Source organism: Pseudoduganella sp. R-34, from assembly GCF_049904655.1.
GTDB lineage: Bacteria > Pseudomonadota > Gammaproteobacteria > Burkholderiales > Burkholderiaceae_D > Rugamonas.
On sequence record NZ_CP184572.1, the window covers coordinates 5,077,718 to 5,102,527 of the forward strand.

General features: G+C 60.6%; 25 protein-coding genes. 8 read left to right on the forward strand and 17 right to left on the reverse strand.

The window, feature by feature from the left end; all coding sequences use genetic code 11:
* Nucleotides 1–194 precede the first annotated feature (194 nt).
* Nucleotides 195–1,070 carry a hypothetical protein gene (locus ACN9MW_RS23320; protein WP_426163178.1) on the forward strand — a complete coding sequence of 292 codons (876 nt, stop codon included), beginning with the start codon at nucleotides 195–197 and terminating at the stop codon, nucleotides 1,068–1,070.
* 13 nt (nucleotides 1,071–1,083) lie between these two features.
* Nucleotides 1,084–1,563, forward strand: coding sequence for a hypothetical protein (locus ACN9MW_RS23325; protein ID WP_426163180.1), 480 nt, complete (start codon nucleotides 1,084–1,086; stop codon nucleotides 1,561–1,563).
* Here ACN9MW_RS23325 and ACN9MW_RS23330 read toward each other — a convergent pair.
* The 9 genes from ACN9MW_RS23330 to ACN9MW_RS23370 form a co-directional block, all read right to left on the reverse strand.
* Nucleotides 1,529–2,317, reverse strand: coding sequence for a DUF6585 family protein (locus ACN9MW_RS23330; protein WP_426163182.1), 789 nt, complete (start codon nucleotides 2,315–2,317; stop codon nucleotides 1,529–1,531). The genes ACN9MW_RS23325 and ACN9MW_RS23330 overlap by 35 nt on opposite strands.
* Before the next feature lie 205 nt (nucleotides 2,318–2,522).
* Nucleotides 2,523–3,083 carry a hypothetical protein gene (locus ACN9MW_RS23335; protein WP_426163184.1) on the reverse strand — a complete coding sequence of 187 codons (561 nt, stop codon included), beginning with the start codon at nucleotides 3,081–3,083 and terminating at the stop codon, nucleotides 2,523–2,525.
* Nucleotides 3,084–3,190: 107 nt separating this feature from the next.
* Nucleotides 3,191–4,495 (reverse strand): citrate synthase, encoded by a 1,305-nt coding sequence (gene gltA, locus ACN9MW_RS23340; protein WP_426163186.1) that lies wholly within the window; start codon nucleotides 4,493–4,495, stop codon nucleotides 3,191–3,193.
* Between the two features lie 45 nt (nucleotides 4,496–4,540).
* Nucleotides 4,541–4,822 (reverse strand): succinate dehydrogenase assembly factor 2, encoded by a 282-nt coding sequence (locus tag ACN9MW_RS23345; RefSeq protein ID WP_057259569.1) that lies wholly within the window; start codon nucleotides 4,820–4,822, stop codon nucleotides 4,541–4,543.
* Nucleotides 4,823–4,829: 7 nt separating this feature from the next.
* The gene (locus ACN9MW_RS23350; RefSeq protein WP_426163189.1) at nucleotides 4,830–5,540 is read right to left on the reverse strand and encodes a succinate dehydrogenase iron-sulfur subunit; all 711 of its coding nucleotides are present in this window, start codon (nucleotides 5,538–5,540) and stop codon (nucleotides 4,830–4,832) included.
* Nucleotides 5,541–5,556: 16 nt separating this feature from the next.
* Nucleotides 5,557–7,335 carry a succinate dehydrogenase flavoprotein subunit gene (gene sdhA, locus ACN9MW_RS23355; RefSeq protein ID WP_426163191.1) on the reverse strand — a complete coding sequence of 593 codons (1,779 nt, stop codon included), beginning with the start codon at nucleotides 7,333–7,335 and terminating at the stop codon, nucleotides 5,557–5,559.
* Nucleotides 7,336–7,338: 3 nt separating this feature from the next.
* Entirely contained in the window at nucleotides 7,339–7,704 is a 366-nt protein-coding gene (gene sdhD, locus ACN9MW_RS23360) for a succinate dehydrogenase, hydrophobic membrane anchor protein (protein WP_130311080.1), read from the reverse strand.
* Nucleotides 7,705–8,127 carry a succinate dehydrogenase, cytochrome b556 subunit gene (sdhC, locus tag ACN9MW_RS23365; RefSeq protein WP_426163194.1) on the reverse strand — a complete coding sequence of 141 codons (423 nt, stop codon included), beginning with the start codon at nucleotides 8,125–8,127 and terminating at the stop codon, nucleotides 7,705–7,707. It lies immediately after the preceding gene.
* 128 nt (nucleotides 8,128–8,255) lie between these two features.
* The gene (locus ACN9MW_RS23370; protein ID WP_426163196.1) at nucleotides 8,256–9,032 is read right to left on the reverse strand and encodes a GntR family transcriptional regulator; all 777 of its coding nucleotides are present in this window, start codon (nucleotides 9,030–9,032) and stop codon (nucleotides 8,256–8,258) included.
* Nucleotides 9,033–9,206: 174 nt separating this feature from the next.
* On the opposite strand from ACN9MW_RS23370, the gene ACN9MW_RS23375 reads away from it, so the two are divergent.
* The 5 genes from ACN9MW_RS23375 (at nucleotide 9,207) to ACN9MW_RS23395 (ending at nucleotide 15,886) form a co-directional block, all read left to right on the forward strand.
* The gene (locus ACN9MW_RS23375; RefSeq protein ID WP_426163200.1) at nucleotides 9,207–10,196 is read left to right on the forward strand and encodes a malate dehydrogenase; all 990 of its coding nucleotides are present in this window, start codon (nucleotides 9,207–9,209) and stop codon (nucleotides 10,194–10,196) included.
* 93 nt (nucleotides 10,197–10,289) lie between these two features.
* Complete coding sequence (locus ACN9MW_RS23380; protein ID WP_426163202.1) at nucleotides 10,290–11,291, forward strand: HpcH/HpaI aldolase/citrate lyase family protein; 1,002 nt, start codon at nucleotides 10,290–10,292, stop codon at nucleotides 11,289–11,291.
* Nucleotides 11,291–11,692, forward strand: coding sequence for a hypothetical protein (locus ACN9MW_RS23385; RefSeq protein ID WP_426163204.1), 402 nt, complete (start codon nucleotides 11,291–11,293; stop codon nucleotides 11,690–11,692). The genes ACN9MW_RS23380 and ACN9MW_RS23385 overlap by 1 nt, the downstream gene beginning before the upstream one ends.
* A 16-nt stretch (nucleotides 11,693–11,708) precedes the next feature.
* Nucleotides 11,709–14,417: an aconitate hydratase AcnA gene (gene acnA / locus ACN9MW_RS23390; RefSeq protein ID WP_426163206.1), complete on the forward strand. Its 2,709-nt coding sequence runs from the start codon at nucleotides 11,709–11,711 to the stop codon at nucleotides 14,415–14,417.
* A 203-nt stretch (nucleotides 14,418–14,620) separates the two neighbouring features.
* Nucleotides 14,621–15,886 carry a DUF2863 family protein gene (locus ACN9MW_RS23395; protein ID WP_426163208.1) on the forward strand — a complete coding sequence of 422 codons (1,266 nt, stop codon included), beginning with the start codon at nucleotides 14,621–14,623 and terminating at the stop codon, nucleotides 15,884–15,886.
* A gap of 16 nt (nucleotides 15,887–15,902) precedes the next feature.
* On the opposite strand, the gene ACN9MW_RS23400 is transcribed toward ACN9MW_RS23395, so the two are convergent.
* The 6 genes from ACN9MW_RS23400 to ACN9MW_RS23425 all read right to left on the reverse strand — a co-directional run bounded on the left by ACN9MW_RS23400 (nucleotide 15,903) and on the right by ACN9MW_RS23425 (nucleotide 21,288).
* A complete protein-coding gene (locus ACN9MW_RS23400; protein WP_426163210.1) occupies nucleotides 15,903–16,178 on the reverse strand; it encodes a hypothetical protein in 276 nt (91 codons plus the stop codon).
* Nucleotides 16,179–16,203: 25 nt separating this feature from the next.
* Nucleotides 16,204–16,671 carry a CYTH domain-containing protein gene (locus tag ACN9MW_RS23405; protein WP_426163212.1) on the reverse strand — a complete coding sequence of 156 codons (468 nt, stop codon included), beginning with the start codon at nucleotides 16,669–16,671 and terminating at the stop codon, nucleotides 16,204–16,206.
* A 4-nt stretch (nucleotides 16,672–16,675) separates the two neighbouring features.
* A complete protein-coding gene (locus ACN9MW_RS23410; protein WP_426163214.1) occupies nucleotides 16,676–17,800 on the reverse strand; it encodes a M14 family metallopeptidase in 1,125 nt (374 codons plus the stop codon).
* A gap of 121 nt (nucleotides 17,801–17,921) precedes the next feature.
* Nucleotides 17,922–19,385: a catalase gene (locus tag ACN9MW_RS23415; protein ID WP_426163216.1), complete on the reverse strand. Its 1,464-nt coding sequence runs from the start codon at nucleotides 19,383–19,385 to the stop codon at nucleotides 17,922–17,924.
* Between the two features lie 86 nt (nucleotides 19,386–19,471).
* Nucleotides 19,472–20,533 (reverse strand): patatin-like phospholipase family protein, encoded by a 1,062-nt coding sequence (locus ACN9MW_RS23420; protein WP_426172277.1) that lies wholly within the window; start codon nucleotides 20,531–20,533, stop codon nucleotides 19,472–19,474.
* 8 nt (nucleotides 20,534–20,541) lie between these two features.
* Nucleotides 20,542–21,288, reverse strand: coding sequence for a transporter (locus ACN9MW_RS23425; RefSeq protein ID WP_426163218.1), 747 nt, complete (start codon nucleotides 21,286–21,288; stop codon nucleotides 20,542–20,544).
* 62 nt (nucleotides 21,289–21,350) lie between these two features.
* Here ACN9MW_RS23425 and ACN9MW_RS23430 point away from each other — a divergent pair, with 62 nt between their 5' ends.
* Nucleotides 21,351–21,704 (forward strand): VOC family protein, encoded by a 354-nt coding sequence (locus ACN9MW_RS23430; protein WP_426163220.1) that lies wholly within the window; start codon nucleotides 21,351–21,353, stop codon nucleotides 21,702–21,704.
* On the opposite strand, the gene ACN9MW_RS23435 is transcribed toward ACN9MW_RS23430, so the two are convergent.
* Together ACN9MW_RS23435 and ACN9MW_RS23440 are read right to left on the reverse strand one after the other, a co-directional pair.
* On the reverse strand, nucleotides 21,701–22,441 hold the full coding sequence (locus ACN9MW_RS23435) for a metallophosphoesterase family protein (protein WP_426163222.1): 741 nt from the start codon (nucleotides 22,439–22,441) through the stop codon (nucleotides 21,701–21,703). The genes ACN9MW_RS23430 and ACN9MW_RS23435 overlap by 4 nt on opposite strands.
* Before the next feature lie 11 nt (nucleotides 22,442–22,452).
* A complete protein-coding gene (locus ACN9MW_RS23440) occupies nucleotides 22,453–24,696 on the reverse strand; it encodes a LamG-like jellyroll fold domain-containing protein (protein WP_426163224.1) in 2,244 nt (747 codons plus the stop codon).
* Between the last annotated feature and the right edge of the window lie 114 nt (nucleotides 24,697–24,810).

The window sequence follows — 24,810 nt, forward strand, 5'->3', positions numbered from 1 at the left end:
GACTCCTTGAAGGGAAAGCACTCGTGTCTTCACTGACTCATAAACACGATATCAGAACTTCATCTCCGGCGGGGCATCTGAATGTCCGTCAAGCCAATTTATAGCGCGTTCATGCCGATATTTAGCTCAACGCCGGGCTTGTCTTCGTCGTCCAGCAAGCCCATACTTCCTCCCGATGGGCGATAACACTAAAGGTGACTCAAATAGCACTCCAGGATTATTCGGACGACGACGATTTTTACGGCCAGGGCTTTCAGCGACAAAACAAAGTTTCGGTCTGGGTTGGCCTTGATGGCAGCCGGGGCGAACCGGAACTCGATGTCCTCCAAGATTTATGTGGCGTCGGCTATTACAGGCTGAGCGACCAGGAACATTCCAACTTCGATTTCGCAGCCGTCGATTTGCGTGACTTAATCGCCCCCCTCTCGTATTCGGCCACTTTTATTGACGCCGCTATTGCTACGGCACGCAAGCGGGGCCTGGAGAAAGCGCGCTGGGTTACCGTGCAATACGATTTCGAATACGATCCGTTAAAGGTGACACGGCAGATTTCCAGCGATCCAATATTCATTGGCAGCTTTTTCTATACAGCCGACAGCGTGGAATCCTTGACCCACATTCGCCAGGACGGCAACAGGATTGAAGAAGGCATGGGTGTGGGAGCGCTCCTTGAAAAGGGATGGGAGCCTCAGCCCGTCGTGCGGATTGAATGGAAATCAAATGGCCATTCTTATGGCCTCGATTTTCCCGATGGGGTTCTGGCAATAGTACTTCCCGGCCGCAGCCGAATTGCATCTTTCGAGCCGGCAGTGCAAGGCGGGCCACTGCGCAATCGCCTGGTTGTTAGAAGCGCGCAAGGCGAACAGCTTTATGTTATCGATGGCCGGCTGCCATTTGAAGGCATCCCGCCGAATGGAAAATTCGTCTGGTTCGAGCCATCGCCACAGCAACCCGAACAGTGGTTCGGTGCCGTCCTGGAGGCGAATGGCCGGAATGGCATGGAGCAGTTCCTGCTCAGCTTCGAGATCGAAACTGGCGAGTTGAGAAGCGTGCAGCCCTTGCAACGCTAACCAAACATTAATAATGACAGCACAAATAGCCGACCGACTGATCAATGCCTGCCCGGACCTGAAGCTACCCGGATACCAGCTTTTTGGTATATTCACCGGCGCATTCGCAGGGGCGCCATCAGTGTCGTCCAGGGACTTGATGAGAGAACGCGCCGCACAACGTGAGTTCGCTCGCAGCGCGACTGTCCGAGTGCTGTGCGCGGAAGATGCGCTATTTGGCCTCTCGAAATTCAGCATCTATATCGATGGCAACGGCCACCGAACACCGCCGCGGCTCAAGCACCTGGCTTCGCCAAGCCTTGAAATCATCCCCGTCGAGCCGGGCAAACATCGCATCGTCGTCCGCGAAGCTGACGTACGCAAGCCCGACCGGGCCGAATCGAACACAGAACACTTCGAGCTCGCTTCAGGCGAAGAGGCGATATTTGCCTTGCAACTGGACGGCGAGGCCCTCCTTCTCAAGCCATTGCAACCATTTGTTGCGGCACCTTAGTCGCCCCAACATCAATCTGAGTGAAGTGTTCGAGCACGGCCAGAAACACGAAGAGATTCTTGATCTGGAAGGAGTGAGGCCTTCCCCAAGGAATCCGGCGCCCCTTTCTCTTGATAATGACTTGCCCCGACCTGAGTTCGGCATCACCGACTTCCGACCAGGGAAGCTTGGCGAAACGCCTGTTAAGCCCGGCCCGGCTGACCTCGATTGCACCAAAATCCACAGTTTCACCACGCTCCAGTTTGGCAATCACGAGCGGAACCATCTCCGCCGCAGTCAGCGTCAATAAATTGATGCCGAGGGAGAAAACCTCCTTATAGTTGTCGGTGAATTTCAACGTCGTTTTCGGCGCCAGTTTTATCTTCACCCATGTACTTCGAATCAGGAAGTTATGCATTCTTGTAGCGCGAACAGTCACATCCTGCACCTCGCGCCAGCGGAAGAAAGTGGTTCTCCCCCTCATCCGATGGGCAATTCCCTTCTCGAAGACCGTCAGGCTTGAGCCTTTGAGCCTATACCAGCGAATGACAACGACTATTCCGAGCAAACAGGATATTCCAGCAGCTATGGCCAAGAATACAAACAGGTTCGTACCCATCACCGCCACCTGAACGTCAGCGACGATGAAGGCCAGTGTAGTAGCTGCGGCAATCAGCGCGATCGCAAGCACAGGATAGAGCAAGCCCAGCCCTCTGATCGGATGGGTACTGACAATTTTCCCGCACTGGCTCACTGAACGAACTTTCGCAGACAAAATGATTCCTTAAACACAGAGCAAAACCAAACAAGCAATATTTTCGATAGTATTATTGAAATCTTTCGACTTGACAACTTTCTGTCTTCATCGGGAATAAAAAACGAGCCCGCGAAGCTCGCTTTTTGTATGAGGCGCGCCGTCTGAAATGGTTGGACACTTTGAGAACCACCACCGAAGCGCCACCGCCCACCAATTGAACAAGCTACAAAAGCATGAATTCTTTCGAACAGTAGCTCGAATAGCTAAGAATCTGCCGCTCAGCGCAGTAAGGACTACCCATCACTCGGAGCGCCTTACCTTGCTCATCAAGCAGAATCCGCGTTTGCAAATCCAGTCCTGCCAGTATGGTCTTTGCCCTCAGTCGTCTTCGCTTCGTTTTCATTGTTCCAGTTACCGCATGTCTCAACGTCAACGTGCTTCCATCAAGCGGCCGATATGGGATTTCGGAACTCGACAAGAAGGTCTTGAACATATTTACATCGTCAAAGACGGAGGTATCCAAGTCCCCAACATCAAACCACCAGCCATGCTCTTCTAACTCACTAACCGCACAAGTTACAGCGTCCAAAGCCCCCCCCACGAACCATAGAGTCCAGATTCCATATCCCCATAAGTCGGCGTCCATGTAATTTTGAACTTCATCGGGCGTGGCAGTGCTGGCCCAACCGGCTGGCTCAGCAAGTGCCCTGAGTATGGTCACTTTATTGCTCCCCAAACTGGCCAGACCAAGTTTTCCCGTCTTGATCCAAGATGCAACATCCACTTTCGACCTTACGCCCATTCCTAATACTCTCTTTTAAAGCGACATGCGGTCGTACTGTTCGAAAAAAAAAGCGAGCCGAAGCTCGCTTTTTCGTGCATCAGCAAGGATTACTTGCGGTCTTTCAGCGGAGGAACGTCGCGCACTGCCGAGCCAACGAACAGCTGGCGTGGGCGGCCAATCTTCTGCTCTGGGTCGGCGATCATTTCGTTCCACTGGGCGATCCAGCCGATGGTACGGGCCATGGCGAAGATACCGGTGAACAGGGACACCGGGATGCCCAGGGCCGACTGCACGATGCCGGAGTAGAAGTCCACGTTCGGGTACAGCTTGCGGGACACGAAGTACTCGTCGTTCAGCGCAATCTTTTCCAGTTCCATGGCCAGCTTGAACAGCGGGTCGTCTTGCAGGCCCAGTTCGTTCAGCACTTCGTGGCAGGTTTCGCGCATCAGCTTCGCACGTGGGTCGAAGTTCTTGTACACGCGGTGACCGAAGCCCATCAGCTTCACGCCGGAGTTCTTGTCTTTCACCTGGGCGATGAACGCAGGGATGTTGTCGACGGTACCGATTTCCTTCAGCATGTTCAGTGCAGCTTCGTTAGCGCCGCCGTGGGCAGGGCCCCACAGGCAGGCGATACCGGCAGCGATACAGGCGAACGGATTGGCGCCCGAGGAACCGGCCAGGCGGACGGTCGAGGTCGAAGCGTTCTGCTCGTGGTCTGCGTGCAGGATCAGGATGCGGTCCAGGGCGCGCACCAGCACTTCGTTGACCTTGTACTCTTCGCATGGATTGCCGAACATCATGCGCATGAAGTTGGCGGAGTACGACAGGTCGTTGCGCGGGTACACGAACGGCTGGCCGATCGAGTACTTGTATGCCATGGCGACCAGGGTCGGCAGCTTGGCGATCAGGCGGATTGCCGAGATTTCACGCTGCTTGGCGTCGTTGATGTCCAGCGAGTCGTGGTAGAACGATGCCAGCGCGCCGACGGTACCAACCAGTACCGACATCGGGTGCGCATCGCGGCGGAAGCCGCGGAAGAAGAATTGCATCTGCTCGTGCACCATGGTGTGCTTGGTCACGGTGTCGACGAACTTCTGCTTGTCCACGGCGTTCGGCAGTTCGCCGTTCAGCAGCAGGTAGCAGGTTTCCATGAAGTCGGCGTTCACGGCCAGTTGCTCGATCGGGTAGCCGCGGTATTGCAGCTCGCCCTTGTCACCGTCGATGTAGGTGATCGAGGAGTTGCACGACGCAGTGGACATGAAGCCTGGGTCGTAGGTGAATTTGCCGGTGGCGCCGTACAGCTTGCGGATGTCGATGACGTCCGGGCCCACGGTGCCCTTGTAGATCGGCATTTCTACCGATGGGCTGCCGTCGGAGAACGATAGCGTTGCTTTGGTATCAGAGATGTTCATGGACTCTTCCTTTGGGAGAGATGCAGCAAATAAAAAAACTTAAACTCAGGCTTGGCGCAGGCGTGCCAGTAACGCATGTACATGCGGCAGGTCTATTTCGCCTTCCGGCTCCTTACGGGCCAAGACCAGATCCATCAGTGCATTGTCCGACAAATCGAGGAGCCGCGTGAACGCGTCCACTTCTTCGTCGGTCAATTCAGCCTCGTGCGCATCAAGGAAACGAGTCAGGATAATGTCGTTTTCCAACAGGCCCCGGCGTGCGCGCCAGCGTAGGCGCGCACGGTTGGTGGGATCAGCCTGGTGCGCTCGTTTTTCGAGTTCCGCCATTTTTGTATTAAATCGCGCGGCGAACCATCAGTTCCTTGATCTTGCCGATTGCCTTGTTTGGATTCAGGCCTTTCGGGCACACATCGACGCAGTTCATGATCGAGTGGCAGCGGAACAGACGATATGGGTCTTCCAGGTTATCCAGGCGCTGGCCGGTGGCTTCGTCGCGCGAGTCGGCGATGAAGCGGTAGGCTTGCAGCAGACCGGCTGGGCCGACGAACTTGTCCGGGTTCCACCAGAACGATGGGCAGGAAGTCGAGCAGCAGGCGCACAGGATGCACTCGTACAGGCCGTCCAGTTCTTCGCGTTCCGCAGGCGACTGCAGGCGCTCTTTCTCCGGAGGGATCGAGTCGTTGATCAGGAACGGCTTGATCGAGTGGTATTGCTTGAAGAACTGGGTCATGTCGACGATCAGGTCGCGCACCACCGGCAGGCCTGGCAGCGGACGCAGCGTGATTGGCTCGGTCAGCTCGTTCAGGTTGGTGGTGCAGGCCAGGCCGTTCTTGCCGTTGATGTTCATCGCGTCGGAACCGCACACGCCTTCGCGGCAGGAGCGGCGCAGCGACAGCGAATCATCCACGTCGGACTTGATGCGCTGCAGTGCGTCCAGCAGCATCTTGTCGGTGTCTTTCAGCTCGACCGTCAGGTCTTGCATGTACGGCTTGGCGTCCTTGTCCGGATCGTAACGGTAAATCTTGAATTTGAGAGTGCGTGCCATGTTGTGAGGCCCTTGCTTAGAAAGTACGTGCTTTTGGCTTGAAGGTTTCGACCGTCAGCGGCTTGGTGACGACTGCCTTGTATTCCAGGCGGTTGCCTTCGGAGAACCACAGGGTGTGCTTCATCCAGTTTTCGTCGTCGCGCTTCGGATGGTCGTCCTGTGCGTGTGCACCGCGCGATTCCTTGCGCGCGTTGGCCGACACGATGGTCGCTTTTGCGGTTTCGATCAGGTTGTCCAGTTCCAGCGCTTCCACGCGGGCGGTGTTGAACACCTTGGACTTGTCCTTGAAGGAGACGTGCTTGCGGCGCTCATCCAGCTGCATGATCGCTTCCACGCCCTTGGCCAGCATCTCGTCGGTACGGAACACGCCGCAGTATTTCTGCATGCTGGCGCGGATGTCGTTGGCGACGTCCTGCACGCGCTCGGAACCGGTGGAGGTTTCCAGCTTGTTCAGGCGGTTCATTGCGAAGTCGGCGGCGTCCTTCGGCAGCGGCTTGTTTTCCTTCTGCTTCAGGTTCTGCGCCACCACGTGGTTGCCGGCTGCGCGGCCGAACACCACCAGGTCCAGCAGGGAGTTGGTGCCCAGGCGGTTGGCGCCGTGCACGGAGACGCAGGCACATTCGCCGATGGCGTACAGGCCGTTCACCACCTTCTGGCTGCCGTCGCCGGCAGGCACGACCACCTGGCCGTGGATATTGGTCGGGATACCGCCCATCTGGTAGTGGATGGTCGGCACGACAGGGATCGGTTCCTTGGTCGCATCGACGTTGGCGAACTTGTGGCCGATTTCCAGGATGGACGGCAGGCGCTTCTGGATGGTCTCGGAGCCGATGTGGCGCAGGTCCAGCAGCACGTGGTCTTTATTAGGACCGCAGCCGCGGCCTTCCTTGATTTCCTGGTCCATGGAACGGGACACGAAGTCGCGCGGCGCCAGGTCTTTCAGGGTCGGAGCGTAGCGCTCCATGAAGCGTTCGCCGTTCGAGTTGATCAGGATGCCGCCTTCGCCGCGCACGCCTTCGGTGATCAGCACGCCCGCGCCGGACACGCCGGTCGGGTGGAACTGCCAGAATTCCATGTCCTGCAGCGGCAGGCCGGCGCGTGCCGCCATGCCCATGCCGTCGCCGGTGTTGATGAAGGCGTTGGTCGATGCTGCGAAGATACGGCCTGCGCCGCCGGTTGCGAAGATGGTGGTCTTCGCTTCCAGGATCATGACTTCGCCGGTTTCCATTTCCAGTGCAACCACGCCAACGACGTCGCCGTCGGCATCGCGCACCAGGTCCAGGGCCATCCACTCAACGAAGAAGTGGGTACGGGCGCGCACGTTGCGCTGGTACAGGGTGTGCAGCAGTGCATGGCCGGTACGGTCAGCCGCGGCGCAGGCGCGCTGCACAGGCTTCTCGCCCAGGTTGGCGGTGTGGCCGCCGAACGGACGCTGGTAGATGGTGCCGTCAGGGTTACGGTCGAAAGGCATGCCGAAGTGTTCCAGCTCGTACACGACCTTAGGTGCTTCGCGGCACATGAATTCGATTGCATCCTGGTCGCCCAGGTAGTCGCCACCCTTGACGGTGTCGAACATATGCCAGTACCAGTTGTCTTCCGACATATTGCCCAGCGAGGCGCCGATGCCGCCCTGCGCTGCCACGGTGTGGGAGCGGGTCGGGAACACCTTGGACAGCACGGCCACGTTCAGGCCGGCTTCCGCCAGTTGCAGGGAGGCGCGCATGCCGGAACCGCCGGCGCCAACGATCACCGCGTCAAAGCGGCGGGTAGGGATTGCAGATTTGATAGCTGCCACGATTTACACACTCCACAGAATTTGCAGCGACCAGGCGGCGCAGGCGATCAGCCAGCCAATGGTTGCGATTTGCAGGAACAGGCGCAGGCCGACCGGCTTGATGTAGTCCATCCAGATGTCACGCACGCCAACCCAGGCGTGGTAGAACAGGGCCAGCAGGGTCACGGCGCTGAACAGCTTGAACCACTGCTTGGCGAACAGGGCCGCCCAGCCTTCGTACGACGGAGTCGACGAGGTGAAAATCATGAAGAACAGGACGGCGGTGTACACCACCATCAGGACAGCAGTCACACGCTGAACCAGCCAATCCTTGACGCCGTAGTGGGCGCCGACAACCAGGCGTTTTGGGCCGATGTTATTGTTAGCCATTTAGAACACTCCAAACAATTTCAGTGCAACCAGCGCGGTCACGATGACGGTGATCACAACCACCACGGTGGCGGACTTGCGCGCGGAATCCTTGTCCAGGCCAACGTGGGTGTCCATGACCAGGTGGCGTACGCCGGCGCAGAAGTGCTGGGTATAGCCCCAGACCAGGGCCAGCATGACCAGCTTCGCGATCGGGTGGGAGGCAATGATCATGAAGTTGGCGAAGGTGTACTCGGAGCGCAGCGATTCCTGCAGCAGGTACAGCACGAACGGCAACAGCAGGAACATCAGTGCGCCGCTGATGCGGTGCAGGATGGAGACGATGCCGGCCATCGGCAGTCGGTACTTCATGATGTCCGTAACGTGGATGTTACGGAATTCTGGCCGCTCTTTTTTCGGTGCTTCCCGCACGGCTTCAGTCATATACAACCTCCCTATGCTTTATTACAAAGTGTTTTGCCAAACTTGGCGAAGCTACGATTTTCGCCGATTTTTGCTCTTACAACCAATATGTATTGTTACATATCACCAAAATATTATTGCAGCGCACCCTAACTGAGATCATTTTGATAATGATGGCGCTCCGTTAAGTACAGACCGCGGCGCAACTCGACCGGTTTGTCGCCATAAGTGAAGGAGACGCGCTCGGCGCACAGCAGCGGCGTGCCTGCCGCAATTTTCAGCAGCTCGGCGTCCCCCTCCTCCGCGCAGACGGCACGGATCTTTTCTTCGGCGCGGATCATGCGGGTACCAAACTCGGATTCGAACAGGCCGTACATCGGGCCCTTGTACTCATTCAGGCGTTCCGCCGTCAGGCCTTTGAAGATCAGGCCGGGCAACCACAGTTCTTCCACAATGGTGGGCACGTTGTCGAAGCTTTGCACGCGCTTGATGTAGACCACGGCGTCGCCCGACTTCAGGTCGAGCAGGCGCGCCACTTCGGCCGGGGCGCGCAGGCGCTTGACTTCAATAAACCGGGATTCCGGATAATGCGGCACACCTTCGTCCGGCACCAGGCGCAGGAAGCGGAAATGCGCGCGCGCCTCGTGGTGGGTCGATACAAAGGTACCCTTGCCCTGGCGGCGCACCACCAGGTTTTCCGCCGCCAGCTCGTCGATCGCCTTGCGCACAGTGCCCTGGCTGACCTTGAAGCGGTTGGCCAGTTCAACTTCGCTGGGGATCATTTCGCCCGGCTTCCATTCGCCGGACTGCAGGCTCTGCGTGATCAGGCCTTTGATCTGCTGGTACAGGGGAGAGAAAGTCGGGGACGGAGCGCCGGCCGCGCCTGGGGCGTCAGAAGTGGTCTGGTTGGGCGTGACGGGATTCATAGCCCGCTATTCCACCACATCCAACCCCTCGCGTCCAGAAAAATCCTATAACTTATATGTCTTATATAAGACATAAGATAGGATTGACAGGCAGTCGACAGGAGCCTACACTCGCCCGAATTGTCGTATCATTACGAGCTTACACCGTTTTCACGTCCACTTTGGAGATTCACCATGGCTAAAACCCCAATGCGTGTTGCCGTTACCGGCGCCGCCGGCCAGATCGGCTATTCCCTGCTGTTCCGTATCGCCAACGGCGACATGCTGGGCAAAGACCAGCCAGTCATCCTGCAACTGCTGGAAATCCCTGACGAGAAGGCCCAGAAAGCGCTGAAAGGCGTGATGATGGAAATCGACGACTGCGCGTTCCCTCTGCTGGCCGGCATGACCGCCCACTCCGACCCGATGACCGCCTTCAAGGACGCCGACGTGGCCCTGCTGGTTGGCGCCCGTCCTCGCGGCCCAGGCATGGAGCGTAAAGACCTGCTGGAAGCCAACGCACAGATCTTCACCGTGCAAGGCAAGGCGCTGGACGCCGTCGCTTCGCGCAACGTTAAAGTCCTGGTGGTCGGCAACCCAGCCAACACCAACGCCTACATCGCCATGAAGTCCGCTCCTTCCCTGCCAGCGAAGAACTTCACCGCCATGCTGCGCCTGGACCACAACCGCGCCCTGTCGCAAGTCGCTGCCAAGACCGGCAAGGCTGTCAAGGACATCGAAAAGCTGTGCGTATGGGGCAACCACTCCCCAACCATGTACGCCGACTACCGCTTCGCCACCATCGACGGCGCATCGGTAAAAGACATGATCAACGACCAGGAATGGAACGCCAACACCTTCCTGCCAACCGTGGGCAAGCGCGGCGCAGCGATCATCGAAGCGCGCGGCCTGTCTTCCGCAGCTTCCGCAGCCAACGCTGCGATCGACCACGTGCACGACTGGGTGCTGGGCACCAACGGCAAGTGGACCACCATGGGCATCCCATCCGACGGTTCCTACGGCATCCCTGAAGGCACCATGTTCGGCTTCCCAGTGACCTGCGAAAACGGCGAATACAAGATTGTCCAGGGCCTGGACATCGACGCCTTCTCGCAAGAGCGCATCAACATCACGCTGAAGGAACTGACCGAAGAGCGTGAAGGCGTGAAGCACCTGCTGCCATAATCGTCTTTGACAGTGGAACCGGTTAAACCACCGATCCGCCGTACCCGCCGCGCTGCCGATGGCAGCGCGGCTGCTGTTTCATCTAACGTACCAATGCATCCATCCGAGGTTTTATTCCAGGGCACACGCCAGCCGCTGCTGCTCCCTGCCTGCGACCACTACGCCGGCAGTGAAAAGCTGATGCGCAAATCCATGGCCCTGCAACAAGAGCTTGGTCCCCTGTTCGACATCACCTTCGATTGCGAGGACGGCGCCGCCGCCGGCAACGAAGAATCCCACGCCAAGCTGGTCGCCCTGCTACTGCTGGACGAAGCCAACGCCTTCAACCGCATCGGCGCCCGCGTGCACGACGTGAACAGCCCGTTCTTCGAGCGCGACGTCGAAATCATCTGCACCGAAGCGGGCCACAAGCTGGCCTACATCGTGATCCCCAAGCCGGAAAGCGTGGGAGAAGTCTCGCGCGCCATCGACCTGGTGAACAAGCATGCCGCCAAGTCCGGCCGCGCCACGCCGGTGCCGGTGCACGTGCTGATCGAAACCCACGGCGCACTGCGCGACGTGCACGATATCGCCGCCCTGCCCCAGGTTGAATGCCTGTCCTTCGGCATCATGGATTTCGTCTCGGCCCACTATGGCGCCGTGCCGGGCAGCGCCATGCGCACGCCGGGCCAGTTCACGCACCCGCTGGTAGTGCGCGCCAAGCTGGAAATCGCCGCCGCCTGCCACGCGCACGGCAAGGTGCCGTCGCATAACGTGACCACCGAAATCAAGGACTCCGCCGTGGTGGCGACCGATGCCCAGCGCGCAGCCGCGGAATTCGGCTTCACCCGCATGTGGAGCATCCATCCAAGCCAGATAAAACCTGTCATAAAAGCATTCACCCCGCGTGCATCCGAAGTCAATGAGGCTGCAACCATCCTGCATGAGGCAGAGAAGGTACAGTGGGGCCCGATTAACCAGCATGGTCGCTTGCATGACCGCGCGAGCTATCGCTATTATTGGACGGTTCTGCAGCGAGCCAAGCTCGCAGGCCTGCCGCTGCCGGACTCCGTTGCCGCCCTAGTCGGGGCGGCCGAATCAAAAGGAGCCCAATAATGTCGTTTATGAAACTGATCACCGCCTGCGCCATGGCCCTCGCCATCGCCGCCCCTTCCGCACACGCAGCCCCCAAGAAAGCCGCCAAACCAGCCGCCACCCAAGGCGAGCCGGAATCGAGCGTGAGCGGGCGCACGGCCACCAACTACGCCTGCGAACTGGGCAACAAGATCACCATTTACAGCAGCGCCGACGATGGCAACAGCATCGTCATGCGCTGGAAGAACCGCCTGCACCGCCTGACTCGCGAAGCCACCTCCACCGGTGCGCAACGCTTCGAGAACAAGATTGCAGGCTTGATCTGGATCGGCATCCCTGCCAAGGGCATGCTGCTGGATTCCAAGGTGAACCGCCAACTGGCGAACGAATGCAAGACATCTGATCAAGCGCTCGGACTTTAATCAATAAGGAGAGGACATGTCCCGCAACACACTGAATACGCTTAAGGATTTCCCGATCGGGGCAAAGAAGGGTAAGTTCTACTCCCTGCCAGCCCTGGAAAAGGAACTGGGCGCCAAGATTTCCCGCCTGCCGGTATCGATTCGCGTCGTACTGGAATCCGTTCTGCGTAACTGCGACGGTAAGAAAGTGACCGAAGAGCACGTCAAGCAGTTGGCTAACTGGGGCGCTACCGCTGCCCGCACCGACGAAATCCCATTCGTCGTAGCCCGCGTTGTGCTGCAGGACTTCACCGGCGTTCCGCTGCTGGCCGACCTGGCTGCCATGCGTAACGTCGCCTCCAAAATGGGCGTCAACCCTAAGAAGATCGAACCGCTGGTTCCAGTTGACCTGGTGGTCGACCACTCGGTCACCATCGACCACTTCCGCGAGCCTAAGGCCCTGGACCTGAACATGAAGCTGGAATTCTCGCGCAACAACGAGCGCTACCAGTTCATGAAGTGGGGCATGCAAGCCTTCGACACCTTCGGCGTGGTTCCTCCAGGCTTCGGTATCGTTCACCAGGTCAACCTGGAATACCTGGCACGCGGCGTGCACAATGCATCCGGCGTGTACTACCCTGACTCGCTGGTCGGCACCGACTCCCACACCACCATGATCAACGGTATCGGCGTTGTGGGCTGGGGCGTGGGCGGCATTGAGGCGGAAGCCGGCATGCTGGGCCAGCCAGTGTACTTCCTGACCCCGGACGTGATCGGCGTGAACCTGACCGGCGCGCTGCGCGAAGGCTGCACCGCAACCGACCTGGTGCTGACCATCACCGAAATGCTGCGTAAAGAGAAAGTCGTGGGCAAGTTCGTCGAATTTTTCGGCGAAGGCACCGAGTCCCTGTCCGTGACCGACCGTGCAACCATCGCCAACATGGCGCCTGAATACGGCGCGACCATGGGCTTCTTCCCGGTTGACGACGCCACCATCGAATACTTCGAAGGCACCGGCCGCACCAAGGACGAAATCGCCGCATTCCAGTCCTACTTCAAAGCGCAAGGCATGTACGGCGTGCCGAAGAAAGGCGACATCGACTACACCCGCGAACTGCACCTGGACCTGTCCACCGTTGCACCGTCGCTGGCCGGTCCAAAGCGTCCGCAAGACCGTATCGAAATCGGCAACGTGAAGTCGACCTTCACCGAACTGTTCTCCAAGCCAACCACCGAGAACGGTTTCAACAAGAAGGCCGACGACCTGACCAACACCTACACCACCAGCAACGGCGTGCACGTGAAGAACGGCGACGTCCTGATCGCCGCCATCACCTCCTGCACCAACACCTCGAACCCGAGCGTGCTGCTGGCAGCCGGCCTGCTGGCCAAGAAAGCTGTGGAAGCCGGCCTGACCGTCGCTCCGCACATCAAGACCTCGCTGGCTCCTGGCTCGCGCGTGGTGACGGAGTACCTGACCGCTGCCGGCCTGCTGCCATACCTGGAAAAACTGGGCTTCGGCGTGACCGCTTACGGCTGCACTACCTGCATCGGCAACGCCGGCGACCTGACCCCGGAACTGAACGCCACCATCACCGGCAACGACATCGTTGCTGCTGCCGTGCTGTCCGGTAACCGTAACTTTGAAGCGCGCATCCACCCGAACATCCGCTCCAACTTCCTGGCATCGCCACCGCTGGTCGTCGCTTACGCGATCGCCGGCAACGTGACCCGCGACCTGATGACAGAACCGGTCGGCCAGGGCAAGGATGGCAAGGACGTGTACCTGGGCGACATCTGGCCGACCTCGAAAGAGATCGCCGCCCTGATGAAGTTCGCGATGAACTCCAAGGTCTTCAAGTCCAACTACGCCGACGTCAAGGGCAACCCAGGCAAGCTGTGGGAAGCCGTATCGTCGACCGAAGGCCAAGTGTACAACTGGCCTGATTCGACCTACATCGCCGAGCCGCCATTCTTCGACGGCTTCGAAATGAAACCTAAGGCAGCGGAAGCCGGCATCAAGGGCGCGCGCGCACTGGGCGTGTTCGGTGACTCCATCACCACCGACCACATCTCGCCAGCAGGCTCGATCAAGGAAGACGGCCCGGCAGGCAAATGGCTGAAGGAAAACGGCGTGATGAAGGCCGACTTCAACTCCTACGGCTCGCGCCGCGGCAACCACGAGATCATGATGCGCGGCACCTTCGCCAACGTGCGTATCAAGAACAAGATGATCCCTCCGAAAGCCGACGGTTCCGCGGTTGAAGGCGGCATCACCCTGCACCAGCCATCGGGCGAACAACTGTCGATCTACGACGCGGCAATGCGCTACGTTGAAGAAGGCACCCCGACCATGATCTTCGGCGGCGAAGAATACGGTACCGGCTCCTCCCGTGACTGGGCAGCCAAGGGCACCCAGCTGCTGGGCGTGAAGGCAGTGATCTGCCGTTCCTTCGAGCGTATCCACCGCTCCAACCTGGTGGGCATGGGCGTGCTGCCGCTGCAATTCATCGGCAACGACTCCGTTGAATCGCTGGGCATCACCGGCAAGGGCGAAACCTACGACCTGAAGGGCCTGGAAGGCGAGATCAAGCCTCAACAGCAAGCCACCCTGGTGATCCACCGCGCCGACGGGTCGAGCAAGGAAGTGCAAGTGCTGCTGCGTATCGACACCCCGATCGAAGTGGACTACTACAAGCACGGCGGCATCCTGCCATTCGTGCTGCGCCAACTGCTGGCTGCTTAAAACCGGTAAACCAGTGTCTGACCCTCGGGGTCAGACACTGCTGCTCTGCCGTCAACGAACGCCTGGCCTGTGCCCGGCGTTTTTGCTTTTAAGGTGCCAGACCCAATGGGTCTGACACCGGTTTACCGGTTTAAAACGCCGAGTCTTGCCGAATCCACTACAATAAGGGTACCGAGGTCTCCTTTTTCACTAAGAAAAGCGCTATGCGTCGCCCATCCAAAGATTCAACCCATAAATTATCTGCCGACAGCCAGCGCCTTATCTCCCTCGCCCAAGCCCTGGGCCAGGCCGCCAGCCGCATTGAAGAGCGTAACTGGGAACGGGTGCTGGATGCCCAACTGCACAAACTGCTGCGCACAGGACATCAGGATACTGTCGACTCGGCACTGAACTCGCTGTTCAGCGTGGACTTGCCTGCCTACGACATCCTGATGGACAGCGTGGAAGCAGTCAGCGAATCCGACTCCATCGTGGTGGAAGTCGACGGCGAATCGCGCGAATACGACATCCTGCTGGTGGCCGCTCCGGTGCTGGCCTGGACCCGTTTCTCGATCGCCTCGGGCCAGATCCCGGCCGACATCCTGAACACCCTGTCAGCGCATTTCTCGGCCCACCTGCTGGCTGATGGCACGCATATGGCGATGTCGTCCACCCTGTACTCGATCGACCAGCTGCCGCGCACCCACGCCGAGGCCTATTCCAAGGTGCATAAACTGGCACAGGCCGCGTTGAAGGGACAGGCCCTTAAATCGGAAGCCAAAACGCCTGAAACCGCGCCCTTCCTGGCCGATACCCGCTACCTGATGGTGGCCGTGGTGGCGCCGCACAATGGTCCGATGTTCCGCTGGCAGATGCCTGCGCACCATGCAGCACAAGCCGAAGCCCGCCGCGATGCGCTGGCAGCATGGACCACGCAGGCTACGCCGACCGTGGCACGCTTGCTGCCAGGCTGCGGCATCGAGTTGCTGCTGCCGGAAGCCTATTACACCGGCTGCCGCGAGGCCGACAAGCTGATCCGCCCGGTCTCGATCCGCGCTGCCGTGCATTACCTGACGCACTCGCTGGCTTGCGAGCCCTCCGACCTGCGCGCCGTGATCGCCGGTTTCGGCGATGAGTCGGCGCCAGATGGCCAGGTCGACGAATACCGTGTCGCTTTCACCCGCCGTTCCGACAGCGATGTGATGTACGGCGTGGTGTGGCCGCTGTATGGCCAGGAAGACGAGGAAGGCACGCCGGCCGAAGGCCTGTCCGGCAGCATGGCCGAACTGCTCAAGCCGCGCACGCCTGTCGAGGAAATCGTCGAGCACCTGAATGCCGCCGGCGTGTCCCAAGTGAAGAAGCTGGGCGAGAAGTATGTCGCGGAATACTGCGATGACTGCGGCGCTCCCCTCTTCGCCGATCCGTCAGGCGAGCTGGTCCACGCAGAAATGCCGGAAGACGCCGCCACCGGTACCGAGCACTTCCACTAATGCAAAAAGCCCGCGGTCAACGCGGGCTTTTTTCTTGAGGCGCCGCCGGTTGCGGTACCGGACACGGCTGACATGCCGCAGTTCGCGCAGGCGGTGGTGCCGGTGCGGCAGTTGGCGTGCGCGTTAGCGCGACGATCAAACCAGAGAAGCTCAGGAACAAGCCAACCATCGTTCCCAGCATCCAACGAGTAAACTCTGCGCGCATCGCTTCGAGGTCGGCTTTGGTTGCCAAAGTCGGCAAGATCGCCTCGACCCGCGCCTTGAATTCGATAAATGCGTTTTCGATGCCCATGCATCCAGCATACGCCGGACCCCGATCACTTCCAAGTGAAATACGGCTGCCTAATCAGGTTGGAATTGAGGTAGCGCAAATCGTGTGTGACGTCTTCGCCTGCCCAGTCCGGCTTATCGAACTTGGCGTCCTCTGCCGGCAATTCGATCTCGGCGACGACGAGGCCGGCATTCTCGCCGAGGAACTCGTCCACTTCCCACACGAAGCCGCCGTAAGGAATTCGGCGGCGGTACTTCTCGATCAGCGGCCGTTCGCACAGCCGGTCCAGCAGCTCGGCGGCGTCGGCGACAGGAACGGGATACTCCCATTCGCCGCGTGCCGCGCCCACGTTCTTGCTCTTGATCGTCAAGACCGCCCGCTCACCCTCGATCCGCACGCGCACGGTGCGCTCTGCGTGCGAGGACAAATAGCCCTGGCGCAGCAGCACCGGCTCGCCTTGCGTACGCCAGCCATCGCCCTTTACCAGGAACTTGCGTTCGATCTCGACGCCCATCTGCTTACTCGTCCAGCGACAGCAGGATCGGCTGCAGGATCGCAGCGCCCAGTGCCGCACTGCGGGCACCATTCCAGCCCACGGTCGGAACCGGCAGGTCGGCGTTGTCCTTGAACGGCATCTCCAGCGTCAGCGACAATACCTTGAAGTGGTGGCCGATGTACTTGGAGGCCAGGGTCAGCATGTCTTCCTTGTACTTGGAAGGCGCGTAGCCCACGGCGTCCTGGAAGTCCGGCGAAGCATTCTTGTAGCGGTTGATGAAGTTCTTCTGGCGCGCCATCTGTTCCGGCGTGAAGTTCTCCAGCATTTCGTTACCGGCCACGAAGTTGTAAGGCAGCGCTTCGTCGCCGTGGATGTCGAAGAACATGTCGACGCCGGTTTCGTGGATCTTCTCTTTCACGCACAGCACTTCCGGCGAGCGCTCCACCGAAGGCGTCATCCATTCGCGGTTCAGGTTGGCGCCGGCTGCGTTGGTACGCAGGTTGCCGCGGATCGAGCCGTCAGGATTCATGTTCGGCACGATGTAGAAGCAGCAGCGCTGCAGCAGCTTGCGCGAAATCGGGTTGGCGTCGTCCAGCAGGGAGTCGATCAGGCCTTCGGTGAACCATTCGGCCATCGATTCGCCCGGGTGCTGGCGAGCGATGAACCAGATTTTCTTTTCAGCTTCCGGCTCGCCGATCACGACCAGGTTCATGTCGCGGCCATCGACGGTGGAGCCGATATCCAGCACGCGGGCGATCGGGTTTTCGGCCACTTCGCCCAGCAGGCGCAGGTGGCGTTCCCACGAATATGGCTCGAAGTATGCGTAGTAGACGCTGTCGTTGTGCGGCGTGTGCTTGATGGTCATGACCTGGCCATCAAAGGAAGTCGGGACACGGAACCAGTTCTCGCCATCGTAGCTGGCTGCAGCGTTGTAGTCTTCGAAGCCTTTGGCGTAGGTGGCGTCGCCGGCGTTCAGGAACTTCATCGTCACCGCTTCGCCACGCGCGCCTTGCAGGCGGAAGTGGAACCACTGGTGGATGTCGGCGGCGTTGTCCTTGCGGAGTTTCAGTTCGATGTTCGCGGCGCTGTCGGCGCGGACTACTTCGATGGCGCCAGAGTCGAAATTCTGGCTGATTTTGATGGTCATTACGGTCCCGTTCAGAGGCTTGGGTTGATCGGAACCGATATTGTACACACCAAAACCGGTACGCGACGGCCACCGGCCAAGTGTCTGACCCTGTGGGTCAGACACTGGTGTTCCGGTTTTTTTAATCGACGTTGCGCCCACGCACCTTCAACGCCGCCCGCACCCCGGCGCCATACGCCGCATCAGCCTTGTCGAAATGGCCGAGCTGCCGCTGGATGATCTCGTCGCTGACCTGGCTCAACGGTCCGGCAAAATTGTCAAACAGGTTCTGCTTCTCCTGTTCAGGCAACAAACGGAACAGGTTGCCCGCCTGGGTGTAATCGTCCTCCTTGCCCCGTCCATCGTAGCGCCCTGCCCCGCCGTCCAGCGCCAGCGCTGGTTCGCCGTGGCCCATGCCCTGCGGATTGGTTCCCGCCGCTTCCACTGGCGCATAGTTCTGCTCCGCGCCGCCAAAGCCGGCCGCCATCGCGCCATCACGCTGCTGGTGATGGAATGGGCAGCGCGGCGCATTCACCGGCAGGTGCTGGTGATTGGTGCCAACGCGGTACAACTGCGCGTCGTGGTAGGCAAACAGGCGCGCCTGCAGCATCTTGTCCGGCGAATAGCCCATGCCCGGCACCACATTGGCCGGCGACAGGGCCGCCTGCTCCACCTCGGCGTGGTAGTTGACCGGATTGCGGTTCAGTTCCAGCACGCCGACGGGAATCAGCGGGAAGTCAGCATGCGGCCAGACCTTGGTCAGGTCGAACGGGTTCCAGCCGGTGCGTTGTTCCCACGCCGCCAGTTGCTGGTCGGTCGCCACCTGCACCTTCACCTCCCACCGCGGGAAGTCCCCCGAAGCGATGGCGTTGTACAGGTCGCGCTGCGCATGGTCGGGATCGGCGCCCGCCAGGCGCGTCGCTTCGGCCGCGCTCAAGTTCTTGATGCCCTGCCTGGTCTTGAGGTGCCACTTCACATAAACGCGCTCGCCGGCTGCGTTGACCAGGCTGAAAGTATGGCTGCCGAAACCGTCCATGTGGCGGTAGCCGTCCGGCGTGCCGCGATCGCTGAACAGCATGGTGACCTGGTGCAGCGATTCCGGCGTCTTGCTCCAGAAGTCGAACATCATGGTCGGCGATTTCAGGTTGGTTTGCGGGTCGCGCTTCTGGGTATGGATGAAGTCGGGGAATTTGATGCCGTCCTTGATGAAGAACATCGGGGTATTGTTGCCGACCAGGTCCCAGTTGCCTTCCTCGGTGTAGAAACGCACCGCGAAGCCGCGCGGATCGCGCTCGGTATCGGCGCTGCCGCGCTCACCGCCAACGGTGGAGAAGCGCACGAAGGTCTCAGTCTGCTTGCCAATGGCCGCGAACAGCTTGGCCTTGGTGTACTTGCTGATGTCGTGGGTGACGGTGAAGGTGCCGTAGGCGCCGGAGCCTTTGGCGTGGACCACGCGCTCGGGAATGCGTTCGCGGTTGAAATGCTGGAGCTTCTCAATCAGGTGGAAGTCCTGCAGCAGGACGGGGCCACGCGGGCCGGCAGTCAGGGAGTTCTGGTTATCGGCGACTGGAATGCCGGATGCGGTGGTGATAGGGGTCTGGCTCATTTACTGGCTCCTTCATGTGATCGGTGAAATCATTCTAAAGAGACACGAGCAATTAATGAATTTGATTAATTCTATGAAATCGATAGTCAAAAGCGTTCATGGATGGCAATCCCCTCAAAGGTGTCCGACTCGCCAGCCCACGGCTTGGCCTTGAAGGCCCGCTGCGCATCCGCGTAGCCAGCCTGCCAGCGCTGGTTGATGCCAGCGCTCGAGAAGTCGATGTCCTTGGTGTGGTCCTCGCAGTTCAGATGCGGCGCCTTGAGCAGCACGACGTGCATCGAGGTACCGCAGCCCCATAGCGCCAGCTCGCGCGCTTCCGGACTCGCGCGCACGTCCTCCGGCAGCTTCATCGCCAGTTCGCGGATCACGCGCCGCAGGCGGTGCAGCTTGCGCTGCTGCTCGATATGGCTGGCGCGGCTGGCATACTGGATCTCCTTGTGCTTCTCCAGCACGTCCAGCACGCTTTGCGGCTCGCTGCCGTCCGGATTCCACACCTGGACCGAGAAGATCACCGAGTCGCGGCGCGGTTCGTCGTCGAGCACCGCCTCGATCGGCGTGTTGGAATAGATGCCGCCATCCCAATACGGCTCGCTACCGATGCGCACCGCCGGAAAGGCTGGCGGAATGGCGCCGGATGCAATCACGTGCGACAACTCGAGCGCCTCCTTGCGCGAATCGAAGTAGCGCATGACGCCATTGCGGGCGTTCACAGCTCCCACGGTCAGCCGCGTATGGCGCTCGTTCAGGTAGGCCATGTCGACCAGGCCTGCCAGTGTATTGCGCAGCGCATTGGTGCGGTAAAACGATGCATTCTCCACGCCTAGCGGCGCGGCCGGATTCCACCACGCGAGCGGATTGGGATCAAAGAAGGCGGGAATGCCTTGCGCCAGCGTGAGCGCGTTGGCGAACGCGGGCGGCAGGCTGCCGAATGGGTCGTGGCGCTCCATCGCCTCCCAGAATGCGCGCAGGCGCGGCACGCGCTGTTCGGGTGGATTTCCCGCGATGATGGCGCCGTTCAGGGCTCCGATCGAAGTGCCGATCACCCAGTCCGGCTCCACGCCCGCTTCGTGCATGGCCTGGTAGACGCCAAGCTGGTATGCGCCCAGCGCCCCTCCGCCCTGCAGCACCAGCACCACCTGCCCCGGCATGCCCTTCTTCACAAGCGCACCGACAGGCCGACGGTGAATGCCAGGTCCGGCGTACGCCGGTTCAGGCCAAGCATGACGCCGGCATCGACGTGCAGGTCGCGCGTGAACGAATAGCCGCCGCCGAAGTCGAAGCTGGCGGTGGTCCCGCCGTCGCGCGCGCGGGCAATGCGCGGCGTGGCCACTTCAACGAAAGTGTAGGCGCGTTCGCCCAGGTTTTCTGCCAGCGTGATGCCGAATTGTCCGGTGGAGACATGGCGTCCGGATTTATCGCGATCGAGGTAGTAGCCGGGCATGACGCCCAGCTCCAGGTCGTGCGGCAGCTCCCATTCGATTGGCACGCGGAAGGACGGCCTCGTGCCATTGCCTTTGAATTCGCGCGACCCGGTCGCGAAGTCCGCTTGCATGATCAGGCCAACCGACGGCGCGCCGCCCTCCCCCTCGCGTACCTGCCACTTGAAGCTTGCGGCTGCGTCGCCCCAGCCGCGCGTGCGGGCCGGATCGCTGCGGTCGGTCAGACGTCCGTCCGACTCCAGGCGCAGCTCCAGGTCGTCCGTCACGCCCACGCGCAGCAGCAACGGGGTGCTGCGCGCCTCCTTCGACTGCAGCAGGCCGGTCTCAAGCTGTATGCGTCCCTTGCCGACCACCTCCGGCGCATCCACGAAATCGGGACGGTCGGTGGTTATCCAGCTATCGGATTCCGCCGCCGCGCAGCACAAAGGCAACGCAAGGGCAGCGCACAGGACGCGTTTCGGCATTTTGCTCTCCAGGGCATTTACGGCTTAGGATAGAAATATGCCACTAATACCGGAGATCAACAATGAAGCTTAACCATATTGATTTGCCCGTAACGGACCTGGAAGCAGCAGCCGGCTACTTCCAGCGCGGTTTTGGCTTTGAACGTTTGCCAGCGCCGGCCGAAGGCATGGCGATCCTGCGCGGCGAAGGCGGCTTCGCCCTCATCCTGCAACAGGCCGGGAGTGCCGTCTATCCGGCCGGGTTTCATATCGGCTTCCTGCAGTCATCCGACGAGGCAGTGCACGCCGCCTACCGGCGACTGGCCGACGCTGGACTGCCCTTGCCACCTGCCCCGGCGGAGAGTTACGGCTGCCTCTCTTTCTGGTGCCAGGCTCCCGGCGGCATCCTGGTTGAAGTCAGCCACCGCCCAGGCTAAGCAGGCATGCGCCCCGTGCGCAGGGCAAACGCCCAATCGGGCCGCCCGTGGCGCGCGGCAACGTCCGCCGCGGCATGCCAGTCGTAAGCAACGGCGTACTGTTCGACCGACCATGCGCCGCCAGTACGTTCGACAATGGCATAACGCGCATGCGGCGTGCCGTTTTCGGCCTTGTGCGGATAAGGCAGGTCATCGTCGTAAGCCTGCAAGCCGACGCTGCCCGGATTGAGCACCAGGCGCCCGTCTTCGAGCAGCATCGAGCGCGGCACGTGGGTGTGGCCGCACAGGATCAGGGAAGCTTGCGCATCCCCTGCCCGGTCCAGGACCTCGCCATAGCTTGCCGCGCGCTGCCCGGCAGGATCGACGGTTTCCATCCAGTACACCAGGTCCGAAGCGGGCGTGCCATGCACCATCAGGACATCGTCCTGCAAGCGCATGGAGGCCGGCAGCGATGCGATCCACGCACGATGCGAGGGCCCGATGTGATCGTGGGCCCAGCGGTCGGATGCACCCATGCGTGCCGGGTCGTGCTCCAGCACCTGGCGTTCGTGGTTGCCGCGAATGGTGGGCAAGCCCAGCGCCATCAGGCGCTCTGCAGTTTCAGCCGGCAGCAAGGGGCCGGACAGGATATCGCCCAGGTTGACCGTCAGCTCGACATTGCGCCGTGCGATGTCGGCCAATACGGCATCGAGAGCCCACAAGTTCCCATGGATGTCCGACATCACTGCGACTCGCATTGCATATGCTCCTAACTGGCAAGCGCCGCGACCTCCGCTGCGCTGAGAGCGCCATTATAGATCCGGAAATCGTCAATCTTGCCGTTGAAATAAGGATCAGCGGAATACTGCGAGCGGCCCAGCCAGTTCTGCGTTCCCGACCGCATCCGGAATGGCGCATGGGTCATCTGGTTATTCGTCGCGACCGCGCTGCCATTCACGTACAAGGTGCCGGTAGTACCCGATAAAGTCACCGCAACGTGCACCCATTGCCCGGCCGGCAGCGTTGCGGCCGACAGCGACTGGTCGCCCCATCCGTTGGTCAGGTTGATGGTGAATCGCAGGCCGCCGCCGCCAGCCTGTGGCGTCAGGAACATGCATTGCGTCGTGCCGGAGCCGAAATCGAAAATGCGCGTCCAGTTACGCCCGCCATCCCAGTAGACCCAGGCTGCGATGGAGAAGTCGGCCAGGCCATCCATGAGTCCAGCCGGCAGGCTGACGTAGTCATCGACGCCATCGAGTGCCACGGAGTTGGCCTTCTTCCCTGCCGCCCACTGCGCACCGTTCAGCAAGGTGGCATGGCGGCCATTGCCGCTGGTGTCCTGCGCGGTCGTGCCTTGCGCCTCGTTGAAGGCCAACAGGACATGCGGCACCACGGCGGTGATCACTTTCGCTTCGTTCGATACCGCGCTGGCGCCCGCCGGCGACTGCGCAGTGATTACGTAGTAGTAGCTGTTTGGCGCCATCCCGCTGTCGGTATAGGTAAGCAGGCCGGTAATGCCGCTGGCGACAGTGGCATACGGCCCGCCCGGAGCGGTCGCGCGCAACACGGTATAACTGGTGGCGCCAGCTGCGCCCCACCAGGACAGCTCGACCTTGCCGCCGACCAGGCGCGCCGTCAGGCCGCTTGGCGCTCCGCCCGCTGCCTTGGCATCGCGGCTGAACGTAAGGGTGCCGACGCCAAGCTGGTCGCCGTTGTTGCCATCGCCCTCGGCGCGCACCCTGGCCGCCATCTGCGCGGTGAACGGCGCTGCCAAGCCGCGGCGGTTCACGTAGTGGTTGTAGATCATTTCCCAGACCGGACGGATGCTTGGCAGCCCGGCCGGCGAAATGCCCGTGCCGGTGCCCTGCCGGTTGATGTAGGTATCGAACGGCATCGAGGTGTAATAGGGAGTGCCGCTCGCATCGGACAGGTTGGTCTTGGCCACGTATTCAGCCCCCGCCAGGAAGCGGTTGTTGTCGTAGCCGTAGAAATCGTCGCCCTGGTTCCACGCCATTTCGCAGAAGACCCCGGCCAGCCCGATGCCCAGCGTGCAGTGGCCCTGGTCGCGCGAGCTTTCCTGCCATTGGCCAAGGTAGCCCGGGTGGATAAAGGGTACGGCCTGGCTCGATGCGCCATTGCCGCGGCCAGTCCGGTAATACGTAACCGCTTCGTTGTACAGGTCTTCGCGGTCGCACATTACGCCGATGGCCAGGATGGCCGCCAGGTTGCACTGGTCCCAGTTGGCCCAGTAGTTGGTGATTTCCGAGCCATTGTGCCCCGTCAGGAACTGGTGGCTGAGCGGATAGAACACGTTCAGCATCATGTCCTGGAAGCGCTTCAGGTCGGCCGCAGCCCAGCCAGGGTAAGTCCGCATGATTTCAGCGGCATTGGCGAACTGGAAGCCGTAAATGCCGGCAGCCAGGAAGCGGTCGGCATTGCCGGTAATGGTGGTCAGCGTGGACGACCAGGCGTTCAGAAATTCGACAGCCTTGTTGGCGTATGCAACGTCGCCCGACACTTTCCAGCGCACCGCCAGCTGGTAGGTGCGGGCGATGTCGATATACATTTGGGAGAAATTGCTGTCGGTGCCGCCGCGGATGACGGTTTGCAGCGGACGCGGACTGTTGTTCAAGTGGGAGCGACCGGTATTCAACAACGCATTCCAGCCATCCAGCCAGGGTTGGGCTCCCGCCGCCACTTTGGCGCGCATGCGGGCAAAGTCCTCCTCAGTATGCAGCAAGCCGGGGTGAACGAAAGCCCGGCCTGGCGCAGGCTGCGCCGGTGGGGCCGTGTCGGCCGGTTGCGTTGGCTGGGTCGATTGCGCTGGCGGAGCGGGCTGGACAGCCGGTGACGACTGCGCAGGCAGCGCGCCTTCCGCGCCTTGCGAATTGTGCGGCGAAGACCCGCCGGCGTTGCAAGCGCTGAGCGCGAGTGGACCGAGCGCCGCCAGGCTAAGCGAACCGGTGCAAAAAGTCCTGCGAGGAAGGGAAATACCTTTGGTTTGCCTGGTCATAGTTACTTTCGAACGTTTGCGGGCAGGATGCCGCGAGCGGTCGTATGATAACTTACCTTAAGGCAACATTTTTGTTAGCACTTGATGAATTTTGCTTATGCCGACACTGAAAGT

Bases quoted from the DNA above. Each gene is read 5' to 3' on its own strand.
- ACN9MW_RS23410 (WP_426163214.1), bottom strand. From the start codon at position 17,800: ATGACCATCAAAATCAGCCAGAATTTCGACTCTGGCGCCATCGAAGTA.
- sdhD (WP_130311080.1), bottom strand. From the start codon at position 7,704: ATGGCTAACAATAACATCGGCCCAAAACGCCTGGTTGTCGGCGCCCAC.
- ACN9MW_RS23395 (WP_426163208.1), top strand. From the start codon at position 14,621: ATGCGTCGCCCATCCAAAGATTCAACCCATAAATTATCTGCCGACAGC.
- ACN9MW_RS23370 (WP_426163196.1), bottom strand. From the start codon at position 9,032: ATGAATCCCGTCACGCCCAACCAGACCACTTCTGACGCCCCAGGCGCG.
- ACN9MW_RS23435 (WP_426163222.1), bottom strand. From the start codon at position 22,441: ATGCGAGTCGCAGTGATGTCGGACATCCATGGGAACTTGTGGGCTCTC.
- ACN9MW_RS23325 (WP_426163180.1), top strand. From the start codon at position 1,084: ATGACAGCACAAATAGCCGACCGACTGATCAATGCCTGCCCGGACCTG.
- ACN9MW_RS23345 (WP_057259569.1), bottom strand. From the start codon at position 4,822: ATGGCGGAACTCGAAAAACGAGCGCACCAGGCTGATCCCACCAACCGT.
- ACN9MW_RS23430 (WP_426163220.1), top strand. From the start codon at position 21,351: ATGAAGCTTAACCATATTGATTTGCCCGTAACGGACCTGGAAGCAGCA.
- ACN9MW_RS23385 (WP_426163204.1), top strand. From the start codon at position 11,291: ATGTCGTTTATGAAACTGATCACCGCCTGCGCCATGGCCCTCGCCATC.
- ACN9MW_RS23415 (WP_426163216.1), bottom strand. From the start codon at position 19,385: ATGAGCCAGACCCCTATCACCACCGCATCCGGCATTCCAGTCGCCGAT.
- ACN9MW_RS23440 (WP_426163224.1), bottom strand. From the start codon at position 24,696: ATGACCAGGCAAACCAAAGGTATTTCCCTTCCTCGCAGGACTTTTTGC.
- gltA (WP_426163186.1), bottom strand. From the start codon at position 4,495: ATGAACATCTCTGATACCAAAGCAACGCTATCGTTCTCCGACGGCAGC.
- ACN9MW_RS23420 (WP_426172277.1), bottom strand. From the start codon at position 20,533: ATGCCGGGGCAGGTGGTGCTGGTGCTGCAGGGCGGAGGGGCGCTGGGC.
- sdhC (WP_426163194.1), bottom strand. From the start codon at position 8,127: ATGACTGAAGCCGTGCGGGAAGCACCGAAAAAAGAGCGGCCAGAATTC.
- ACN9MW_RS23350 (WP_426163189.1), bottom strand. From the start codon at position 5,540: ATGGCACGCACTCTCAAATTCAAGATTTACCGTTACGATCCGGACAAG.
- ACN9MW_RS23405 (WP_426163212.1), bottom strand. From the start codon at position 16,671: ATGGGCGTCGAGATCGAACGCAAGTTCCTGGTAAAGGGCGATGGCTGG.
- acnA (WP_426163206.1), top strand. From the start codon at position 11,709: ATGTCCCGCAACACACTGAATACGCTTAAGGATTTCCCGATCGGGGCA.
- ACN9MW_RS23400 (WP_426163210.1), bottom strand. From the start codon at position 16,178: ATGGGCATCGAAAACGCATTTATCGAATTCAAGGCGCGGGTCGAGGCG.
- ACN9MW_RS23375 (WP_426163200.1), top strand. From the start codon at position 9,207: ATGGCTAAAACCCCAATGCGTGTTGCCGTTACCGGCGCCGCCGGCCAG.
- ACN9MW_RS23425 (WP_426163218.1), bottom strand. From the start codon at position 21,288: ATGCCGAAACGCGTCCTGTGCGCTGCCCTTGCGTTGCCTTTGTGCTGC.
- ACN9MW_RS23380 (WP_426163202.1), top strand. From the start codon at position 10,290: ATGCATCCATCCGAGGTTTTATTCCAGGGCACACGCCAGCCGCTGCTG.